This window comes from Polynucleobacter acidiphobus (genome assembly GCF_003065385.1).
GTDB classification, from domain to species: domain Bacteria; phylum Pseudomonadota; class Gammaproteobacteria; order Burkholderiales; family Burkholderiaceae; genus Polynucleobacter; species Polynucleobacter acidiphobus.
Map to the genome: position 1 here is coordinate 1,174,027 of NZ_CP023277.1, position 16,408 is coordinate 1,190,434.

General features: G+C 44.3%; 17 protein-coding genes, 2 tRNA genes and 1 pseudogene. 8 read left to right on the plus strand and 12 right to left on the minus strand.

Annotated elements, in window-relative coordinates:
* Nucleotides 1–31: 31 nt before the first annotated feature.
* The 3 genes from AOC32_RS06265 to AOC32_RS06270 are packed head-to-tail and all read left to right on the plus strand — an operon-like array spanning nt 32 to nt 1,582.
* Nucleotides 32–754 (plus strand): AAA family ATPase, encoded by a 723-nt coding sequence (locus AOC32_RS06265; protein WP_108508650.1) that lies wholly within the window; start codon nt 32–34, stop codon nt 752–754.
* 11 nt (nt 755–765) lie between these two features.
* Nucleotides 766–1,020, plus strand: coding sequence for a hypothetical protein (locus AOC32_RS09770; protein ID WP_159074912.1), 255 nt, complete (start codon nt 766–768; stop codon nt 1,018–1,020).
* The gene (locus AOC32_RS06270) at nt 1,001–1,582 is read left to right on the plus strand and encodes a hypothetical protein (RefSeq protein WP_108508651.1); all 582 of its coding nucleotides are present in this window, start codon (nt 1,001–1,003) and stop codon (nt 1,580–1,582) included. Before AOC32_RS09770 ends, AOC32_RS06270 begins: the two co-directional genes overlap by 20 nt.
* 28 nt (nt 1,583–1,610) lie before the next feature.
* On the opposite strand, the gene AOC32_RS06275 is transcribed toward AOC32_RS06270, so the two are convergent.
* The 10 genes from AOC32_RS06275 to AOC32_RS06325 form a co-directional block, all read right to left on the minus strand.
* Nucleotides 1,611–2,834: a tyrosine-type recombinase/integrase gene (locus AOC32_RS06275; protein WP_108508652.1), complete on the minus strand. Its 1,224-nt coding sequence runs from the start codon at nt 2,832–2,834 to the stop codon at nt 1,611–1,613.
* 224 nt (nt 2,835–3,058) lie between these two features.
* Nucleotides 3,059–3,427, minus strand: a complete 369-nt coding sequence (locus tag AOC32_RS06280) for a hypothetical protein (protein WP_108508653.1) — start codon at nt 3,425–3,427, stop codon at nt 3,059–3,061.
* A gap of 15 nt (nt 3,428–3,442) precedes the next feature.
* Complete coding sequence (locus AOC32_RS06285) at nt 3,443–6,565, minus strand: efflux RND transporter permease subunit (RefSeq protein ID WP_108508654.1); 3,123 nt, start codon at nt 6,563–6,565, stop codon at nt 3,443–3,445.
* A 10-nt stretch (nt 6,566–6,575) separates the two neighbouring features.
* Nucleotides 6,576–7,616: an efflux RND transporter periplasmic adaptor subunit gene (locus AOC32_RS06290; protein WP_108508655.1), complete on the minus strand. Its 1,041-nt coding sequence runs from the start codon at nt 7,614–7,616 to the stop codon at nt 6,576–6,578.
* A complete protein-coding gene (locus AOC32_RS06295; RefSeq protein WP_108508656.1) occupies nt 7,613–8,191 on the minus strand; it encodes a hypothetical protein in 579 nt (192 codons plus the stop codon). The genes AOC32_RS06290 and AOC32_RS06295 overlap by 4 nt, the downstream gene beginning before the upstream one ends.
* A gap of 13 nt (nt 8,192–8,204) precedes the next feature.
* The gene (locus AOC32_RS06300) at nt 8,205–9,488 is read right to left on the minus strand and encodes a TolC family protein (protein WP_108508657.1); all 1,284 of its coding nucleotides are present in this window, start codon (nt 9,486–9,488) and stop codon (nt 8,205–8,207) included.
* Between the two features lie 70 nt (nt 9,489–9,558).
* Complete coding sequence (locus AOC32_RS06305; protein WP_108508658.1) at nt 9,559–9,894, minus strand: cobalt-zinc-cadmium resistance protein; 336 nt, start codon at nt 9,892–9,894, stop codon at nt 9,559–9,561.
* 368 nt (nt 9,895–10,262) lie between these two features.
* Nucleotides 10,263–10,652: a tautomerase family protein gene (locus tag AOC32_RS06315; RefSeq protein WP_108508660.1), complete on the minus strand. Its 390-nt coding sequence runs from the start codon at nt 10,650–10,652 to the stop codon at nt 10,263–10,265.
* 54 nt (nt 10,653–10,706) lie between these two features.
* Nucleotides 10,707–11,120, minus strand: a complete 414-nt coding sequence (locus tag AOC32_RS06320) for a MarR family winged helix-turn-helix transcriptional regulator (protein WP_108508661.1) — start codon at nt 11,118–11,120, stop codon at nt 10,707–10,709.
* 46 nt (nt 11,121–11,166) lie between these two features.
* The gene (locus tag AOC32_RS06325; RefSeq protein ID WP_108508662.1) at nt 11,167–11,367 is read right to left on the minus strand and encodes a KTSC domain-containing protein; all 201 of its coding nucleotides are present in this window, start codon (nt 11,365–11,367) and stop codon (nt 11,167–11,169) included.
* A 99-nt stretch (nt 11,368–11,466) separates the two neighbouring features.
* Between AOC32_RS06325 and AOC32_RS09860 the strand changes: the two are divergent.
* A pseudogene (locus AOC32_RS09860) lies at nt 11,467–12,291 on the plus strand (DUF4393 domain-containing protein).
* Between the two features lie 179 nt (nt 12,292–12,470).
* On the opposite strand, the gene AOC32_RS06340 reads toward AOC32_RS09860, so the two are convergent.
* Nucleotides 12,471–12,547, minus strand: a tRNA-Arg gene (locus tag AOC32_RS06340).
* 111 nt (nt 12,548–12,658) lie between these two features.
* On the opposite strand from AOC32_RS06340, the gene AOC32_RS06345 reads away from it, so the two are divergent.
* The 3 genes from AOC32_RS06345 to AOC32_RS06355 are packed head-to-tail and all read left to right on the plus strand — an operon-like array spanning nt 12,659 to nt 15,775.
* Nucleotides 12,659–13,501 carry a methyltransferase domain-containing protein gene (locus AOC32_RS06345; RefSeq protein ID WP_108508665.1) on the plus strand — a complete coding sequence of 281 codons (843 nt, stop codon included), beginning with the start codon at nt 12,659–12,661 and terminating at the stop codon, nt 13,499–13,501.
* 10 nt (nt 13,502–13,511) lie between these two features.
* Nucleotides 13,512–14,867 carry an APC family permease gene (locus AOC32_RS06350; RefSeq protein ID WP_108508666.1) on the plus strand — a complete coding sequence of 452 codons (1,356 nt, stop codon included), beginning with the start codon at nt 13,512–13,514 and terminating at the stop codon, nt 14,865–14,867.
* Between the two features lie 53 nt (nt 14,868–14,920).
* Nucleotides 14,921–15,775 carry a hypothetical protein gene (locus AOC32_RS06355; RefSeq protein WP_108508667.1) on the plus strand — a complete coding sequence of 285 codons (855 nt, stop codon included), beginning with the start codon at nt 14,921–14,923 and terminating at the stop codon, nt 15,773–15,775.
* Nucleotides 15,776–15,803: 28 nt separating this feature from the next.
* Here AOC32_RS06355 and AOC32_RS06360 read toward each other — a convergent pair.
* Nucleotides 15,804–15,880: transfer RNA gene (locus tag AOC32_RS06360), tRNA-Pro, on the minus strand.
* An 83-nt stretch (nt 15,881–15,963) separates the two neighbouring features.
* Here AOC32_RS06360 and AOC32_RS06365 point away from each other — a divergent pair.
* Nucleotides 15,964–16,377 (plus strand): hypothetical protein, encoded by a 414-nt coding sequence (locus AOC32_RS06365; protein WP_108508668.1) that lies wholly within the window; start codon nt 15,964–15,966, stop codon nt 16,375–16,377.
* Nucleotides 16,378–16,408 lie beyond the last annotated feature (31 nt).

Here is a 16,408-nt window from a genome sequence, read left to right on the forward strand (position 1 = left end):
TAAGCAAGTTAGCCATACACAGGAGAAAACTATGGCACTTGTAATACCAAAACCGGTCAAGCCGGATGATTTTGTCCTCCAAAAGCTCACTCGTGATCGCTTGGAGTACCTGATCGACGGCACGATTAACTTTCCCGCCAACGGGGTCTGCGGAATCATTCTTTATGGCCTTTATGGTACGGGCAAAACTACCATGGCTGAACTACTGCCAGGCTGGCTAGAAACAGCCAAGACTACCGATTTTCTTCGGTCAGAAACTGCTGGACAGATCGTAGATAGCACCCAAGCTAACTATGAGTATCTAGCGTGCGCCCAAGGGCAAAACGGAACGCAAATGATCAACCAGATCCAAGAGCGAACCTCATTTATGAGCTGGAATACCAGCAATTTGCACTATCTGATCTTGGATGAGTTTGATCTTTTAACCACCGCTGCCATTGCTTCGCTTAAGTCCATCATGAATCGCAAAGATGTAGTGTTTATTTTTACCACCAACAATCTCGACAAGATTGACAAGGGAGTTTTAAACCGCTCGATCTTGCTAGACCTAAATGCGGCTCCTACGCCGGACTGGATTGCCAAGATTAACAGCATCTATCAAAGCAACGGGTTAAGCATCCCTGCCAGCTCGGCCATTGCCGGAATTGTCGCAGCCGGAAAAGGATCGGCTAGAACCATCTTTACCGATCTTGATATTGCTGAATCCAAGCGAAACAAGACGGCCTCTCAACCTGAACCAATTAATACCAATTGAAAGGAATTGCCATGAAAACTATGACAGTAACAATCAACATTACCTTTGATGATGAGCCGAATACAAGCAATGGCTCACCCGTCAATCAATCCGTTTTCCCACCAAAAAGTGAATTCAATTTTTTATCTTCCCTAACTAAAGAACCCTGGAGCAATCTCTCTGATAAAAATATTACTGCAGACCGAAAAACTGCTACTAGTACAAATATCATTACTTTTCCAAGCTGCGAGCTACTGAGGAGGCATCATGTCAGTTCTGGGAAATAGCGACACAGCAAACTTTATCTTTTTTTCCATTCCTCGTGGTCATGCTTTACCCACTAAAGATGAATTTTCGAATGCATTTGAAAATCATCAAATGAAAATTTATAAAGCTTATGGCTACTTTAGATACGAACTCAAGGTCATCAATACTGCCCTTTTTATATTAAAAAATAATGTCAGAGAATTTACTGACATATGTGGCTATGTTGATGAATTTAATTTTGTTGCTCGATTAAGTTCAACTTGTAAGGCGAATAGCTTTTTTAACATTCAGCATCCTGAAATCGTTAAGCAATATCGACTCGACAGGGCCGCTATAGAATCAATTGTTAAAATAATTGAAGCCATTCGTTTTATAAAGGAGATGAATGAGGATTTCAAAAACTGGAAATATGTATTTGAGAGGGGGAAGCGGATCAATCATGAGTTAATGCTAGCCGATCCAAAAATGGGAAATCCAAATAAGGCCTATATTTCCTCGCTCTTTGATGATTATGGAACTGTTGCATTAGATCAACTCTATCAACAAATTATCGATTGGGATAAAAAAGTAACGTGGTTATGATCTCTAAAGCTTAATTTAAAAGATCAAGCTAAGCCAACCGCTCTGCACAAATCAAAGGAGTCAACTTTGAGTAATGCTTTTCCAGCATCACAACCGAAGTACCCATCTGCCTAGCCACGGTGTGAATATCTACACCAGTGGCCAAGGCTTGGGTGGCATAGGTATGGCGCAGGCTATACAAGGTTCGAATTTGATTGGTTTGGGGATCACGCAATAGTTCAGCATCCTCTAATAAACGTCTAAACACCCCATGCAGGCTATAAGGCTGGTCTCCACCAGGGAACACAAACACCTTTCGATCTAAGCCTGCCCTGATCAGTTGATCCAAGGATTCATACGGCAGCTGTTGCCAAGTCCGAAGTCTTTCCAGCGTCGCAATTAAGGACGCTCGGGCAATCAAGTGGCGTGGTCCGGTTTTGCCTGACACCCAGATCTTCAAGTATTGTTCACCGCCAGTTCGATGCCATTGGATGTCTTTCCAGCGTATGGGCATGGATTCAGTACCTTGTCGGATACCGGTATACAGCAAGAACTCCACATAACAACGACATAACCTGGCCATGTCATGAAAGCGTTGGGTGCGCCCGGCTCGTCGTTGAACTTCCCACCCAGGCATAAAGGCCAACAAGTGCTCTATTTCCTCGGCACTGAAACTGGGTCGGGATTGAGATCGATCCCCTGCCACATTCAAAGTCACAGGTTTGGCAAAACGATTGAGTAAGCCGTTATTGCTGGCTCGTGCCATGACTCGGTTAAAGGTCGTGGCGTGATGCCGCTGGGTACTGAACCGGGGTTCACGACCCATTTGGGCGATTCGCCAGCTATCAAATTCATCCACTTGACTTTGCTGGATGTTGGCCATAGGCAAGCGACCGAAGAATGGAATCAGATAGTGCTCGAGCACGTAGACATGATCCCGTACGCTTTGGCGATTCTTGGCCGTTTCCAGTTGAGACCGCAAGGATTCCAGCTCTTGCGTGGCTAGCCGGGCGAAAGTTCTGGTTCGAAAAGCCTCTTCACTGGCATAGCGTTCGAGGATCCTGTGATGTAGTTCAATGGCTCGAGTACTGGCTTCAGCCACTTGATCACTGGCGGTGGTACTGGAATACCATGAGCCGTTGTCCAGTCGAAAACGGCATTGCCATTGGGCACTATTGATTCTTTTATATAAGACGATGGCACCATCAAGGAGCGGGATAGTTCTAGATTGAGTGGTAGCAGCTTGATTGAATAGGTATTGCAGATTGTTCACGGTCAGCGTCCCTGGTATAGACGCTTGCTAGCTTAACTTCAGATTGAGGTTTGGGCGACCTCTTTTATTTAGAAAAGTAATAGCTAACCTGCTTCCTATCGCGGCTTGATATGAGCGGCTGCTAACGACTCAAAGCAGACTTTGGCGAAACATGGCTCCACCAATCAACGATAGCAACCTGATCACTTCAAAACGATCTATAGACTAGATTGAATTGAAGTAATTTATAAATTAAATCTTGCTGTTATTACTTTCGCCTTTATCTTGATAACTGCTATGGCTTTAGCCCCTTTGGGAATAGCAAAACTTCCTTTCAGCTCGAATTTGCCTCCATTAGGCAGAAGCTCATAATCTTTTTTGTCAGATCCAATTAAGACTGTCAGCTTTGCTGTCCCACCGTCTATAGGTAGCGGTTTACCGTGGTCGGTCAAATACAGCGATAGGCTATCAGGCTTTGTAACCAATTCAATATCAATGTCCTTAGCCTCTACTATGACACCACCATGCATTGGCTTTAAATCATGGCCAGCTCCAGCATGGGCTGGGCCAATAAAACTGATTAGCAAGGTTGCAATCACCATCATTGATTTCATATAGACTCCTTTAAATTAGAATACTTCGTTAGATTTCATATTGCTCAACGCTATTTCGGTTGCTTTTTTCCCGTAAAGCCAAAACATGATTGGTGTTAAAAAGGTATCCAATAAGGTGGAACTGATGAGCCCGGAGAAAATAACAACTGCTACTGGATGCAATATCTCTGTACCAGGACGCTCTGCTTCAAATAACAATGGCGCCAAAGCAAAAGCTGTAACCAAAGCTGTCATTAGTACAGGGCTTAAGCGCTCAATTGATCCACGAATAATCATTGTCAGGCCAAACGATTCACCTTCTGACTGCATCAAATTCAGGTAATGACTAATTTTTAAGATTCCGTTACGCACAGATATTCCTGCTAGCGTGATAAATCCTATTAATGCAGCAATCGAGAGTGGCTGGCCTGAAATCCATAAACCAATCACTGCTCCGACCATAGCCAATGGAATATTAGACATAATCATTAAAGATAAGCGTATGGACTTATAGCGGTTATTTAAAACCGCAAACATCAAAAGAAATGATCCAATTGATAGCAAACTAATTACTTTAGATGCCTCTTCTTGCGCTTTAAATTGACCATCTAAGGTAATAAAGTAACCCTCTGGAAGAGTTTGATTAGAAATAATAGTTCTAATGTCAGCCACGATATCCGACAGGGCACGCTTTGATGCATTAGCCGATAAGACAATTCTTCGCTTACCGCCGTCTCTGCTAATTTGATTTGGGCCATCCCCATCCTCAATGCTAGCAATTTTTGAGAGTGGAATTTTTCCATTTGGCGTATCAATCAAGATATCAGCAAGCCCTTCTAAATTTCTTGCTGAGTCTGGTAGCTTGATCACCAAGGCAAACCGTCGATTACCCTCAATAATTTGTGAGAGTCTCTCCCCTTCAACCATGCCCTGCAAGGTGGCCATAATCTGAGATGTTGAAACTCCGTATTGAGCCGCCTTATCGTAATCAATTCGCACCTTAATTTGTGGTGCTAAAACCTGCTTTTCAATTTCCAAATCAACTAAGCCTTCAATGCCCGCTAATTTGGATCTCAAAAGATCGGCTTGGCTACGCAGCACGTCTAAATCATCGCCAAAAATCTTAATCGCAATTTGCGATCGAACTCCTGAAAGCATGTGATCTATTCGATGTGAGATTGGCTGACCGATCGCAATTGCAGCGGGTAAGTTAACTAATCTTGACCTGATATCTGCCTGTATCTCAGCCATGGAGCGATCTAAATCTCCCGCAGGCTTTAAACCAACATCTAACTCGCTCACATGCACACCTTCCGCATGCTCGTCTAATTCTGCGCGGCCACTCCTGCGTCCAACATAAGTCACTTCAGGAACCTGCCTGACTAACTTTTCTGCTTGGCTAGCTACTCCTGCCGATTCAGAGAGAGAGACACCAGGATTTAAACGCAGTCCGATCAGTAAAGTCCCTTCGTTAAAGGGCGGTAAAAATGAGCTCGCCATAAAGGGAACACTGGCAGCAGCGACTATGACGGATGCAAAAGCATACATCAGAGGCTTTTTAGGCGCCGCTAACAACCTTGATAACTGAACCTCATAATGGCTTTTAAGCCAAGTGACAATCTTTGTATCGTGATCTCTCAGGGACTGCATTGAGGGCAGCAGATAAAAGCAGAGTACTGGCGTGATAGTGACTGAAACTAAAAGTGATGCAAGAGTAGAGACTATAAATGCAATGCCCAAAGGCATAAATAGTCGCCCCTCTATACCTGGTAATGCAAATAATGGGATGAATACCAAAACGATGATGGCTGTAGCATAGATAATTCCGGTTCTTACCTCAAGCGAGGCGGCTCTCACAATTGCTAGTGGACTTAATCGATCTAAAGATGCTTTATCCAGGTTTACTCTTAGGCGACGAATCACGTTTTCCACATCAACTACTGCATCATCAACTAGGCCACCGATTGCAATGGCTAGGCCTCCTAAGGTCATCGTATTAATTGATAAACCAAAGTACTTAAAAACCAAGGCAGTTAACAGAATTGAAACTGGAATTGCTGTTAATGAGATGAGAACTGGGCGAATTGTTCCTAAAAAGAAATACAGCACTAAAGCAACAAAGATTGATGCGCCAATGAGCTTACCCTCTAAAGTGCTAATGGATGCATCAATAAAGCTCGCCTGCCTAAATGTTACTTTTGGAGCTTCCATGCCAGTTGGCAAGCCCTGCTTTAATTCTGCAATAGCTGATTCAATCTTTTTTGTAAGCGCTACCGTATCTGCTGAAGGTTGTTTTTGTACACCTAGAATGACTGCTGGCCCACCTTCATAACCAGCATCGCCTCGCTTAACTGCTGGTGCAAAAGTAATATCTGCAACTTGCCTTAAAAGTATTGTTTGTCCATTGCGGTTCGATACGGCAATGTTCTTTAAATCTTCAAGGCTAGAAGTTCGCCCTATATGACGAATAAGATACTCACGATTATTGGACTCAAGAAATCCACCAGACGTATTTGCAGAATAGCCCCGCAATGCATCTTCAATCTGCAATATGCTAAGACCTAGCTCCGCCATGCGGCGAGTATTGGGTTGCACTTGAAACTGCCTGACTTGCCCGCCAATAGGAATGACTTGCGCTACCCCGGGGATAGCCATCAATCTGGGTCGCAAAACCCAATCAGCATACTCGCGAACCTGCATGGATGAAATCTTAGATTCATCAATCGGAATGGCAATTTGCATAATCTCACCCATGATCGAACTAATGGGTCCCATACGCGAAACAATGCCATCCGGGATTGCTCCGTCCATAGATGACAGTCTTTCTGAAACCATTTGTCTGGCACGATAGATGTCTACAGACCAGTCAAAAGTAACGTATATGAAAGACAGGCCGGCGCTAGATACTGAGCGAATAGCCTCTACTCCCGGTAAACCATTCATAGCCGTTTCGAGTGGGAATGTAATGAGTTGTTCAACTTCCTCTGAAGCCATTCCGCCAGCCTCAGTCATGATGGTGACAGTAGGCTTATTCAGATCGGGAAAGACATCCACAGGCATCTTGCTTAAGGTGTACGCACCATAGACCATAGATATAGCACTGAGCAAAATCACTATCATGCGATTTTTTAAGCTGAAATCTAATAACCAAGTAAACATGTCTTAGTCCTTAACGAATTTGATTGATGAGTGATGCCCCATCAGTAATGACTCGTTCACCATCTTTAATACCGCTTGTAATAACGATGCTCTGACCATCTAAAGGCTCATATACAACCATTCTTGGCTCAAATATTTCTGGGGACTTTTTAATCCAGACAATTGTTTGGTTCGAGCTACTTTTGACTAATGATTTTGAAGGCGCCTTTACTCCAGTGACCTTGCTATCGGTATTTACGAATACTCGAATGGGCTGACCTATGGGTAAAAATTGGAGATCGTCCGATTTAGCAGAAAAAGTGAGGGGCAAGGCTTGCTCTCTGAGGGTCTGTCCACCACCAAGATACTTGAGCTCGATCACTTTGCCATTAACATCCACTTTGCCATCAGCAATGTTCTTACTCAGACTTGAATCATAGGCAAGCGCTTCTATTAATAGCTTGGATGGATTAACGACCTCAAAGATTAGATCTCTTGCTTGCACTACTTGGCCAGATACGACACCCGTAGTAGAAATAATTCCGCTGACTGGGGCTCTTAATTCCTCGTTTGCGACAGCCGCCTCTGCCTCTTCAATAGTCTTACGTGGAACCGTATCGCTAAGATCTCTCAAACGCTTCAGTCGACTTTCCGCAAGTGATCTTGATTTTCCTGGGCCAGCCTCTGGCGTTACATACGCCAAGACATCGCCTTTACTTACCTTCTGTCCGGGCAATGGAAAACCAGCTGGTCCCGGCGTAATACGGCCAGCAACAATCGCCTGCACTTTACCGCCAAAGTTGGGATCCATGATGACTTTTCCAGCTAAATCATAGGTTTTGGCATATTCACCGAACTGGCCAGGAGTTGTCATCACTTGTAACTGGCGTTGCGCAGGCTTGGGAATAAAAAGGCTGCCGTCCGACTGTCTTTTCGGGACGTCGCCCTGAACTTGGGATGCTTCCGACTCGCCATGACCTTGCCCAGCATGAACCTTAAAAGCAAATAGCGTCACAGATAAACCAATAAGGACAATAGAGCGAAATCCAAAATCTCTTTGTTTGCGATTCATACCCGCTCCTTTATTTGTTTGATTAATTTTTTTGCATGCGTCATCAACACCTCTTTCTTACGATAAGAAAAATAGGCGACTGCCATCAAGAGGCTGAAATAAAGCAAGATCTTTATTGCTGATTTCCAAGTGATCAATGAGGGGCGTTCAAAGGAACTTAGATCGATAGTGGCTGCTAGTATGTCGGTAACATCATCATCGTTAACCGTGATGGTGATCGCAGTAGGCTGATCTTTAATTTTATTTTTTAGGCGAAAAAGATACTCTCCATCACCATGGGGCTCTGAACTAATTTTAAAGCCCTCAAGCTCAATTTCAACCTTAGCTCCTTTGACCAATTCATTGGAGGAGTAGCGATCTAGGTAGAGTGTGATTTCCTTTCCATTGATCACTCCTACCGCCTCATAGAGATCAGATTCAGCATAAAAGCGAGGTGATGCTTGAGTTTGTATCGTAGTGAGTTTTTCCTCCCCATGATCATGACCAGGCCCTGCATAAGCTACCGATGTGATTGTCAGAGATAGTGCAATTAATAGTTTTGATGACAACTGAGTGTATTTATTTAATAAATTCATAGCTAAAGTGACCTTACTCTGGTAACAGACCTAAAGCCTGTCGTAAATTTGAAACTGAAACTGCATAATTGATTTTTGCAATCGCTGCCTGTCTGCTTGCATCTACTGCTTCAAGCTCAATACGTAATCTTGTAGGTAAATCGGTTTCACCAAGGCGAAATGATTTATCAAAAAATTGACGCGTTTCGTTGGCTAAGTTAGACCTCTTATCTGCAGCGGCAAGCTTCATTTGTGCTGACTTCACCAAAGCCGCATTTGACTCCACATTATTTAATACAGACTCTCGCTCATAGGACAATCGAATCTCTGAATCCACCATCTCAGCAGTAGCACTGGCCAGTCTATTGGTATTACGAGCATCAGAGCCAAAAGGAATCACTAATCCAATAGCTACCGATTGCTGATAGGGAACGCCATAAACTTCACGGCCCTTTGTAGTCCATATCTGCAATTGTGGAGAAGGCCGAGTTTGAGACTTTGCCAAGTCAACTGCCTTTTTAGAAACCTCTAACTGATCTATAAGTGCTGCAACGATTGGCAAACTAGAATCTAGTCCTGATAATTTTTCAGGAACTTTTGGTAACGGTTCAATATTTTTATCTATGTCACCAAATTGAATTTTCCTAAAGTACTCACTTCCCAACAGAGACCTTACCCTTTGCTCAGCATTAATGACATTGGCCTGCGCTTCGACTAAAAAAGCTTCTGATGATGCGAGGGCCCCATTGGCCTGATGAAGATCTGCGCGAGATAAGTCTCCAGCCTTAAATCTCTTTTCAACATCAAGAGCTAAGCTCTTTGCATTCTCATGCCTACGTAGCGCTAAATCAGACTCAATTTTTGATTTCTGATAATTCCAATAGGCATCCCTTACTTCTGCTGCAATTCTCAATTGGGATAGATAGTATTGAGACAAAAGCTTTTTATATTCAGCATCCGCTAAATTAATTGAGCTTGACCGCTCATTCCATAACCACAGCGGGATATTTAAACCCAGTATGGTTTCACTGGCGCCTTGATTACTGTTAGTTCTATCGGTCTTTTGCGACACTTCCACCGAAGCTGGGCTCACCAAAAGGCTGCTAGCAATTTTTTGCCTAGCAAGCGCGGCCTCTACTCGATACTGATAGGACTTAGAGTCAGGTTGGCGCTCCCATGAGGATTCATAGAAGGACTTTAAGGCTGATTCACCTTTGCGCTCACCATTAGCCAGCGCTATTGGCGATCCCAATATAAAAACCAATCCAGTAAATTGAATGACGCAGCGACGAACTACGCCAGAATATTCTCGCAACATAAAAACTCCATTTGTTTATTCAAAACAGAGTTAGCGAGAGGAGAAGAATTAGGTTGAGGCTCTCGCTAACTTAGGCGAGACCGAACCAATTGGGTTTTTCAGGAGGGGGAGGAGAAATATTGACTAAAAACTCCACTCGAGTAACTTCATAATGAAAGATGGTAGTGGCAATTGAAATGGTAAAAGTGGAATGCAATGCTGGAGAATGTGCTAAGTGACAGACTCCACAATCAGAATCGTAGCCTGTAGAGTCGCTAGCTGAGGCAATACTGGCTGGTTTCTCATGCTCGTGATGAGAAACATGAGAAGTTGCTGCTTGCTCTTCTTGGCAGTAAGCAGCAACCGTAGCATAGGAGGTTTGAATCGATAAAGCCAGCAGGGCTAGGATTATCAAGATTTTTCTCATAAACTAATTAAATCATATTTCCATTTATTTCGCATTAAGAGCTTTTCCACGTAAGTCAAATGGATTAATCACTCAAATAGCTGCTATCTTGCTCGAGCCCCGTACCCCAAAATAAAAGCCAGCCCGTAGGATGGCTTTGGAAGCAATTCAGGTAATCAGGCTGCTGTTTTGCCACAAACTGTTGAATACCCTAATGACTCTGGTGAAAGAGGCGGCTCAACAATCTCAGAAGGCCTCCTATTGGCCGATAGCTGCCATTGAGCGTCCAATAACTAGACGCCCAATAATTTTGTTCTACTTAGAACAGAGGATTAAACATCCTCTATCCATCCAGGCTTAATGGATACAGGCTTAGACTCATCAAGACCTTATTGGTGATATCGATATTCCTGAGTCTTTCCACCATAGCCATAGGCCGTAGCTCGCACATCCGCCACATATACATAACTTTCCTGGTGTAAGTTCCCCAGTATTTTTTCAAATCCAGCAAAGGCTTCTTTGATGTATTGGGCCTTCTCGTCTTTAGAATTGGTTTCATCTGTTACCTTGATGTCAAAATAAAAGCTATTTTTATTCTGTTCACTCAATAATTTTCCGCCAACCATCCAACAATCCTTATCTATATAGTCAATCGCAATTGCTGTAACTTCACGCTTCTTTTTCAAGATGCGAGTGGTTATATCTAATAGCAAATCGGTAATCTGCTTGGTCGTCTCCGCACTCTTTGTTCCGCTGACTTTCACATTCAAAACTGGCATTTATTTCTCCTAATTAGTTAGCTATACAACTATTAATTCAAAAAAAGGGGGGCACTACAGCATCTCACTAATTCCCCTTAACTTACCTACAACATCTAAAAACTCATCTGTGCCTAAAAGCTTCTTGAACTTTTTGGTAACTTCACCGCTGGCAGTATTCAAGCCATCTTTCATGGCCTTTGTCCTTTTTGTGGGATGAACCTCAATCTCGCGAGCATCATCTGGTGACGGCCTTCTTTCAATTAGCCCCAACTTCTCAAGTCCATCCAAACCTCTTGAAACTGTGGGTTTGGTGATATTCATTTCCTTTGCCAAGGCATTTTGATAGGACTGGGGTTTTTCCAATATGACTCTCAACATGAAAGCCTGAGATGGAGTTAGGCCAAATGGCTTGAATGCTCTAGTCCACTCTCGCTCTAACTGACGAGCCAGTGAAGTGGTATTGAAATATAAGCATTGTTCAAACATGTGAGCATCATAGCATGAATTAGTTAGCTATGCAATTAGTTTGATATTAGCATGGATATTTATCTTTAATGTAATCATTGTAGTAACCGCCAATTGATGCGGCACTAATAAAAGATTTGTAGACTTGCTCAGGAACCCTGCAAAAGTCGTAGATATTGCCTTGTTGAAACTCTATCCTCATTTTCATACTGTCTTGATCGTAACCAATTGCATTAATAGCATCAGACTTAACTTGAATCATTTTCATAAGTATTTCTTTGAATAAAATTTACTTGTATTTACTGTAACAGATTGCCAGAATTAGCTAAAGGTGGGAAGATTACAAACATTCAAATCAGGAGAATGTATGGCTAGCGACCCACTTCACGACTCAGCTGAAATTGCTAAAGCTGCAGCCGACATTGTCAAAACTGTTCCTATTTATCAAGATGCAATCCAACCAGTAGCTAAACAGATAGGCACGGCATTAGAGACTGTTGGTAAAGCTGTGAATCTTGCTTTATTCCCAATAACTGGAGCCGTATGGGGGTATGAACAAATTAAAGAATTTGTTCAAACTAAAGTAACTGAAAAACTACAACATGTACCACCAGAAAATATAATTCCTCCAAAAGCAAACATAGCCGTTCCAGCTATCGAAGCCCTAAGATATTCAGGGAGCGAACAACAGCTCGCAGATCTTTATGCAAACCTTTTGGCTACAGCAATGAATAAAGAGACCGCTTCTGGTGCTCACCCTGCATTTGCTGAAATTATTAAACAGCTAACTTCTGATGAAGCAAAAATTACAAAATTATTTGCACACAATATTCCGTTTCCAATAATCAACATAGCCTGAGAGTTTAAAAATCCCAATCCTGCTGAAGGAAAAACTGGAGGGCAAGATGTATTGATAAATTATTCACACATTGGGAGAATGGCCGGCTGTGAATTTGAACATCTGACACCGACATACTTAGATAATCTTTGTCGACTTGGTTTAGCTGAAATCCCCACCTTCTATCAATATACAGGGTTAGGGGTATACGATCCGTTAGAACAAGATCCCTCGACCCAAGAACTAATCAAATCAATAGATAGTCACCCAGATCAAAAATCTCGAATAGACCGTAAGGGGCTAAAAGTAACTCCCCTTGGAAAACAGTTTATTCAAGCCTGTTCAAAAAGCTGAATACCCTGATGTCTTTTCAGACCAATGTCGGGTTTCCCGACAAATTCCATCGCCCTCCACCAGATGCCAGTAGTCACCTGGATCTCACCCGGTGTCACCGCCCCACCCTCATGGTCCGCTAGGGGCTGCCAATCTCAGCCACAATCGGCTCAATCGAATCAGTAGAAAATTCCATTGGGTGGCCTGCCCAGCAGGAGTCGAACCTGCGACCTACGGCTTAGAAGGCCGTTGCTCTATCCAGCTGAGCTATGGGCAGTTGGGATGACTGATTTTAATGGACTATCCCCTGCCTTGGGCTCTTTTGGGCAATTTATTAAACTCCTGTTATAAATAGTGTTTTCATAACAAAAACTGTGTTGGAGATTTCATGAAATTCCTCAAATCTTGGCTTCTATTGATTGGTTTAAGCCTGTCCGTTTCCTCATTTGCTCAGTTTCCTGCCGATGTGGGTGACGATAAGTATCAGCCTCGCTTGGGTCAAGAAGGGAAAGATGTCATCTGGATGCCAACTGGCAACGAACTCGTTATTCAAATGCTCAAGACCGCCAAAGTAGGTCCCAACGATTTGGTCTATGACCTCGGTGCTGGTGACGGCAAGATCGCAATTGCTGCCGCTAAAGAATTTGGTGCTCGTGCTATTGGTATTGAGTTCAATCCCGATATGGCAGCCTTTGCCCAACGCAATGCCAATCGTGCAGGCGTTGGTGATCGTGTAAAGATTATTAATGGCGATATCTTTAAGGAGGACTTTAGTAAGGCAACCGTAGTGACTCTTTATTTATTACCTGACCTTAATTTGCGTCTGCGCCCCACGATCTTGGCCATGAAACCTGGTACCCGTGTGGTCTCACACGCATTCACAATGGGTGATTGGGAAGCCGATAAAGAAATTGATGTGGGCTCAAAGGGATACTATTGGGTCGTTCCTGCCAATGTGGCTGGTGAGTGGCAACTCGACGGTGTTGATGTAAACGGCAAAGGCACCCTCAGTTTGTCGCAACGTTACCAACGCATTGGTGGCAACCTCACCATCAATGGCAAATCACAACCGATCCTTAATCCAACCCTTGAGGGCGACAAACTGAGTTTTGGTTATCTTGATCGCAAGAACAATTTGCATACCGTGAAAGTTACTGTCAATGGCTCTCAGTTAAAGGGTGAAGACAAAGGCAGTACAACGTTTGCTGAAGTAACCGGTAAGCGTCGCTAAGCATTTCTAGATGGGAAGTTCTCAAGGCGCTAACCCTAGTGCCTCACCCCTTCGTTTGCTCAGCCCCCTAGGGGCTGTTGCCATTATTGTTGGCATCGTCATTGGTGCTGGCATCTTCAAAACCCCATCGATGGTGGCCGGCATCACCGGTGACGTTGGTTGGGCCATTACCATTTGGATCGCTGGCGCACTCATCTCATTGATGGGCGCTCTTTGTTATGCTGAGCTTGCTACCCTCTATCCCCATGCGGGCGGTGATTACCATTTCTTGACCCGTGCGTATGGCAAGAATGTGTCGTTCTTATATGGCTGGGCCAAAGCAATGGTCATTAACACTGGCTCGATTGCATTACTTGCCTTTGTGTTTGGTGACTATATGACCAAGGTGTTGCCTTTGGGCGCTCACTCTTCGCTCTATTGGGCATTCTTGATTGTGATTGCCCTAACGCTCATTAACTTGATTGGCATTCATGCATCGGCCAATGTGCAAACAGTACTCACTGTTTTAGAGGTTGCTGGTTTAGTGGCCATCATCATTGCTGGCTTTGGTTTATTTGGTAATGCGCCTCCCCCAGTTGATAACCAACCGTTGTTTAGCAACACCCCACAACTGGGCATGCTTGGCTTGGGGATGGTCTTTGTCTTACTGACCTTTGGTGGTTGGAACGAATCCGCTTACATCTCAGCGGAACTCAAGGGAACTAGCAAAACGATCGTGAGCGTGATCGTGATTAGCTTGGTGGTCATCACCATCATCTATTTGCTAGTTAATATTGCCCTCATCAATGGCCTAGGTCTCAAAGCCCTAGCCAGTAGTAAGGCAGCGCCTGCGGATCTGTTGGGCTTGGTCTTTGGCCCTGTGGGTGAGAAATTACTCGGTTTATTTGTGGCGGTTGCCGCACTCACGAGTATTAATGCCACTATGATTGTGGGAGCCCGCACCAACTACGCAATGGGTGAAGACTGGGATGGCTTAAGCAAAATGGGTAAATGGGAATCCTCCCGTGGCACCCCCACATTTGCGTATCTGGTTCAGGGTGTCATCAGTCTGGCTTTGGTTGGCTTTGGTGCTTTACAAAGCGATGGCTTTGAAGCCATGGTGGAATTTACTGCCCCGGTCTTTTGGACCTTCTTATTACTGGTTGGCCTTGGTTTATTTGTATTGCGGTTTAAAGATCGCTCCCCGCGCCCCTTTAGCGTTCCCCTCTATCCCATCACGCCACTGATCTTCTGTGCCGCATGTGCCTACCTAGCCTATTCGAGCATCATGTACGCTCACAGTAAAGGGGCGGTCGAGATCTCCTTCTATGTGATGCTTGCAGGCTTAGTTGCATTACTGATTCTGCGGTTTCGTAAGATTTCTTAGGTCATAGAACTGACATTTTGCTCTGTAAACTAGAGCTTTTATGGGCGTGGTTCATGCGTTTGTCCTGGTTCATTCATTGCGCTTTGCTGATACTGGTCTTGGTTGGATTGCCAAGACTTGTTCATGCATTTGAGCCCTTGAACACCGATGATGCAGGCACGATTGGTAAAAGTGTCAATCAAATTGAGGCGTACTTTTACAGCTTGCGTAATTTCGCCCCAGGGGATCCTGGCAGCACCGCAACGCCTGGCGAAGAGTTTCGAGGCGATGGAAATGCCAAGGCTTTCCCATTTACTTACACCTACGGTATCTCAGAAACCACAGAGATCGCATTCTCTACCACCTACTATGCAACCCCGCGTGGATCGTACTCGCCGTTCTCAAACAATATTATTTCACTCAAATGGCGCTTCTGGGGCGATGGTGAATCGGGTCTTGGGATGGCCATTAAGCCAGCGATTACCCTCCCTGCAAGTACGTCACAACAGGTGCAAGGTTTAGGTCTGGCAAAGACCAACTATGAGCTTAATTACATCATCTCGTATTACTGGGAAGAAATTGAGGTTCATAGCAACATCAGTTATGCCCGTAACCCGTATAACTCCAATTTTCCGATTAGCGGTTCCTACGATCCCTATCAAATTAACTTAGTTTCAGGCTCAATTGCTCCTATTTGGAATGTTAATTCCTGGCTCAAGCTTGCTTTAGATATTGGTAGTTCGATTAATACTTCCACTAATGGAGCTGCCGTTAATGACTACGCCATGGTGGCAGCCATATTCTCGGTCACTAAAAATGTTGATATCGGCCTATCCTTTTTACAAAGTGGTACGACCCCCAATAACGCCTGGACTGGCAAGAATGTTGCTGCAAACCGATCAGAGATTGGAGTGACTTGGCGTTTTTGAGGGAGTTACGAGAGTAACAAGAGAAAAGTGGTCGGAGTACAAGGATTCGAACCTTGGACCCCCTGCTCCCAAAGCAGGTGCGCTACCAGGCTGCGCTACACTCCGACAGACTTATATTATAGCCTGACTGGGCTCTAGGCACCCTCCTACATTAGGGGGGGCTTGACAACTCAGGTAGTATTGACGATATGTCCTCCTTATTACGCCATCGCCTCATTACCCAGGATACTGCGCCCATCAAGCGCTGGGTGATGCTTGGCTTGGTATTGCTGAGCCTCTTAAGCACTCAATGGCTTGGGTTGGTTCACCAGATTGGGCATCAAGAATTTAAACCCTCGGCAACCCTCCACGCTCATGAGTCCCATGCCAGTTGCGAAAGCCATGATCACTTGCTCTTTGCATTCCTGGGCCATGAAGAGAGTTCAGTCGATTGCCAACTCTTTGATGCGATCAGCCTTGCGGGTCTCATTACCAGTAGCCCAATTCAGTTTGTTGCTCCAAATGGTTTTAGCCAATCCCTTGTTGGCTTTATCACTCAAGTTAGTGCATCCCGCACTCACGAGCCCTATCAATCGCGGGCACCCCCACTCCCCATCCTCTAATCCCCCTACGTAAATCGGTCTTCGCTTGAAG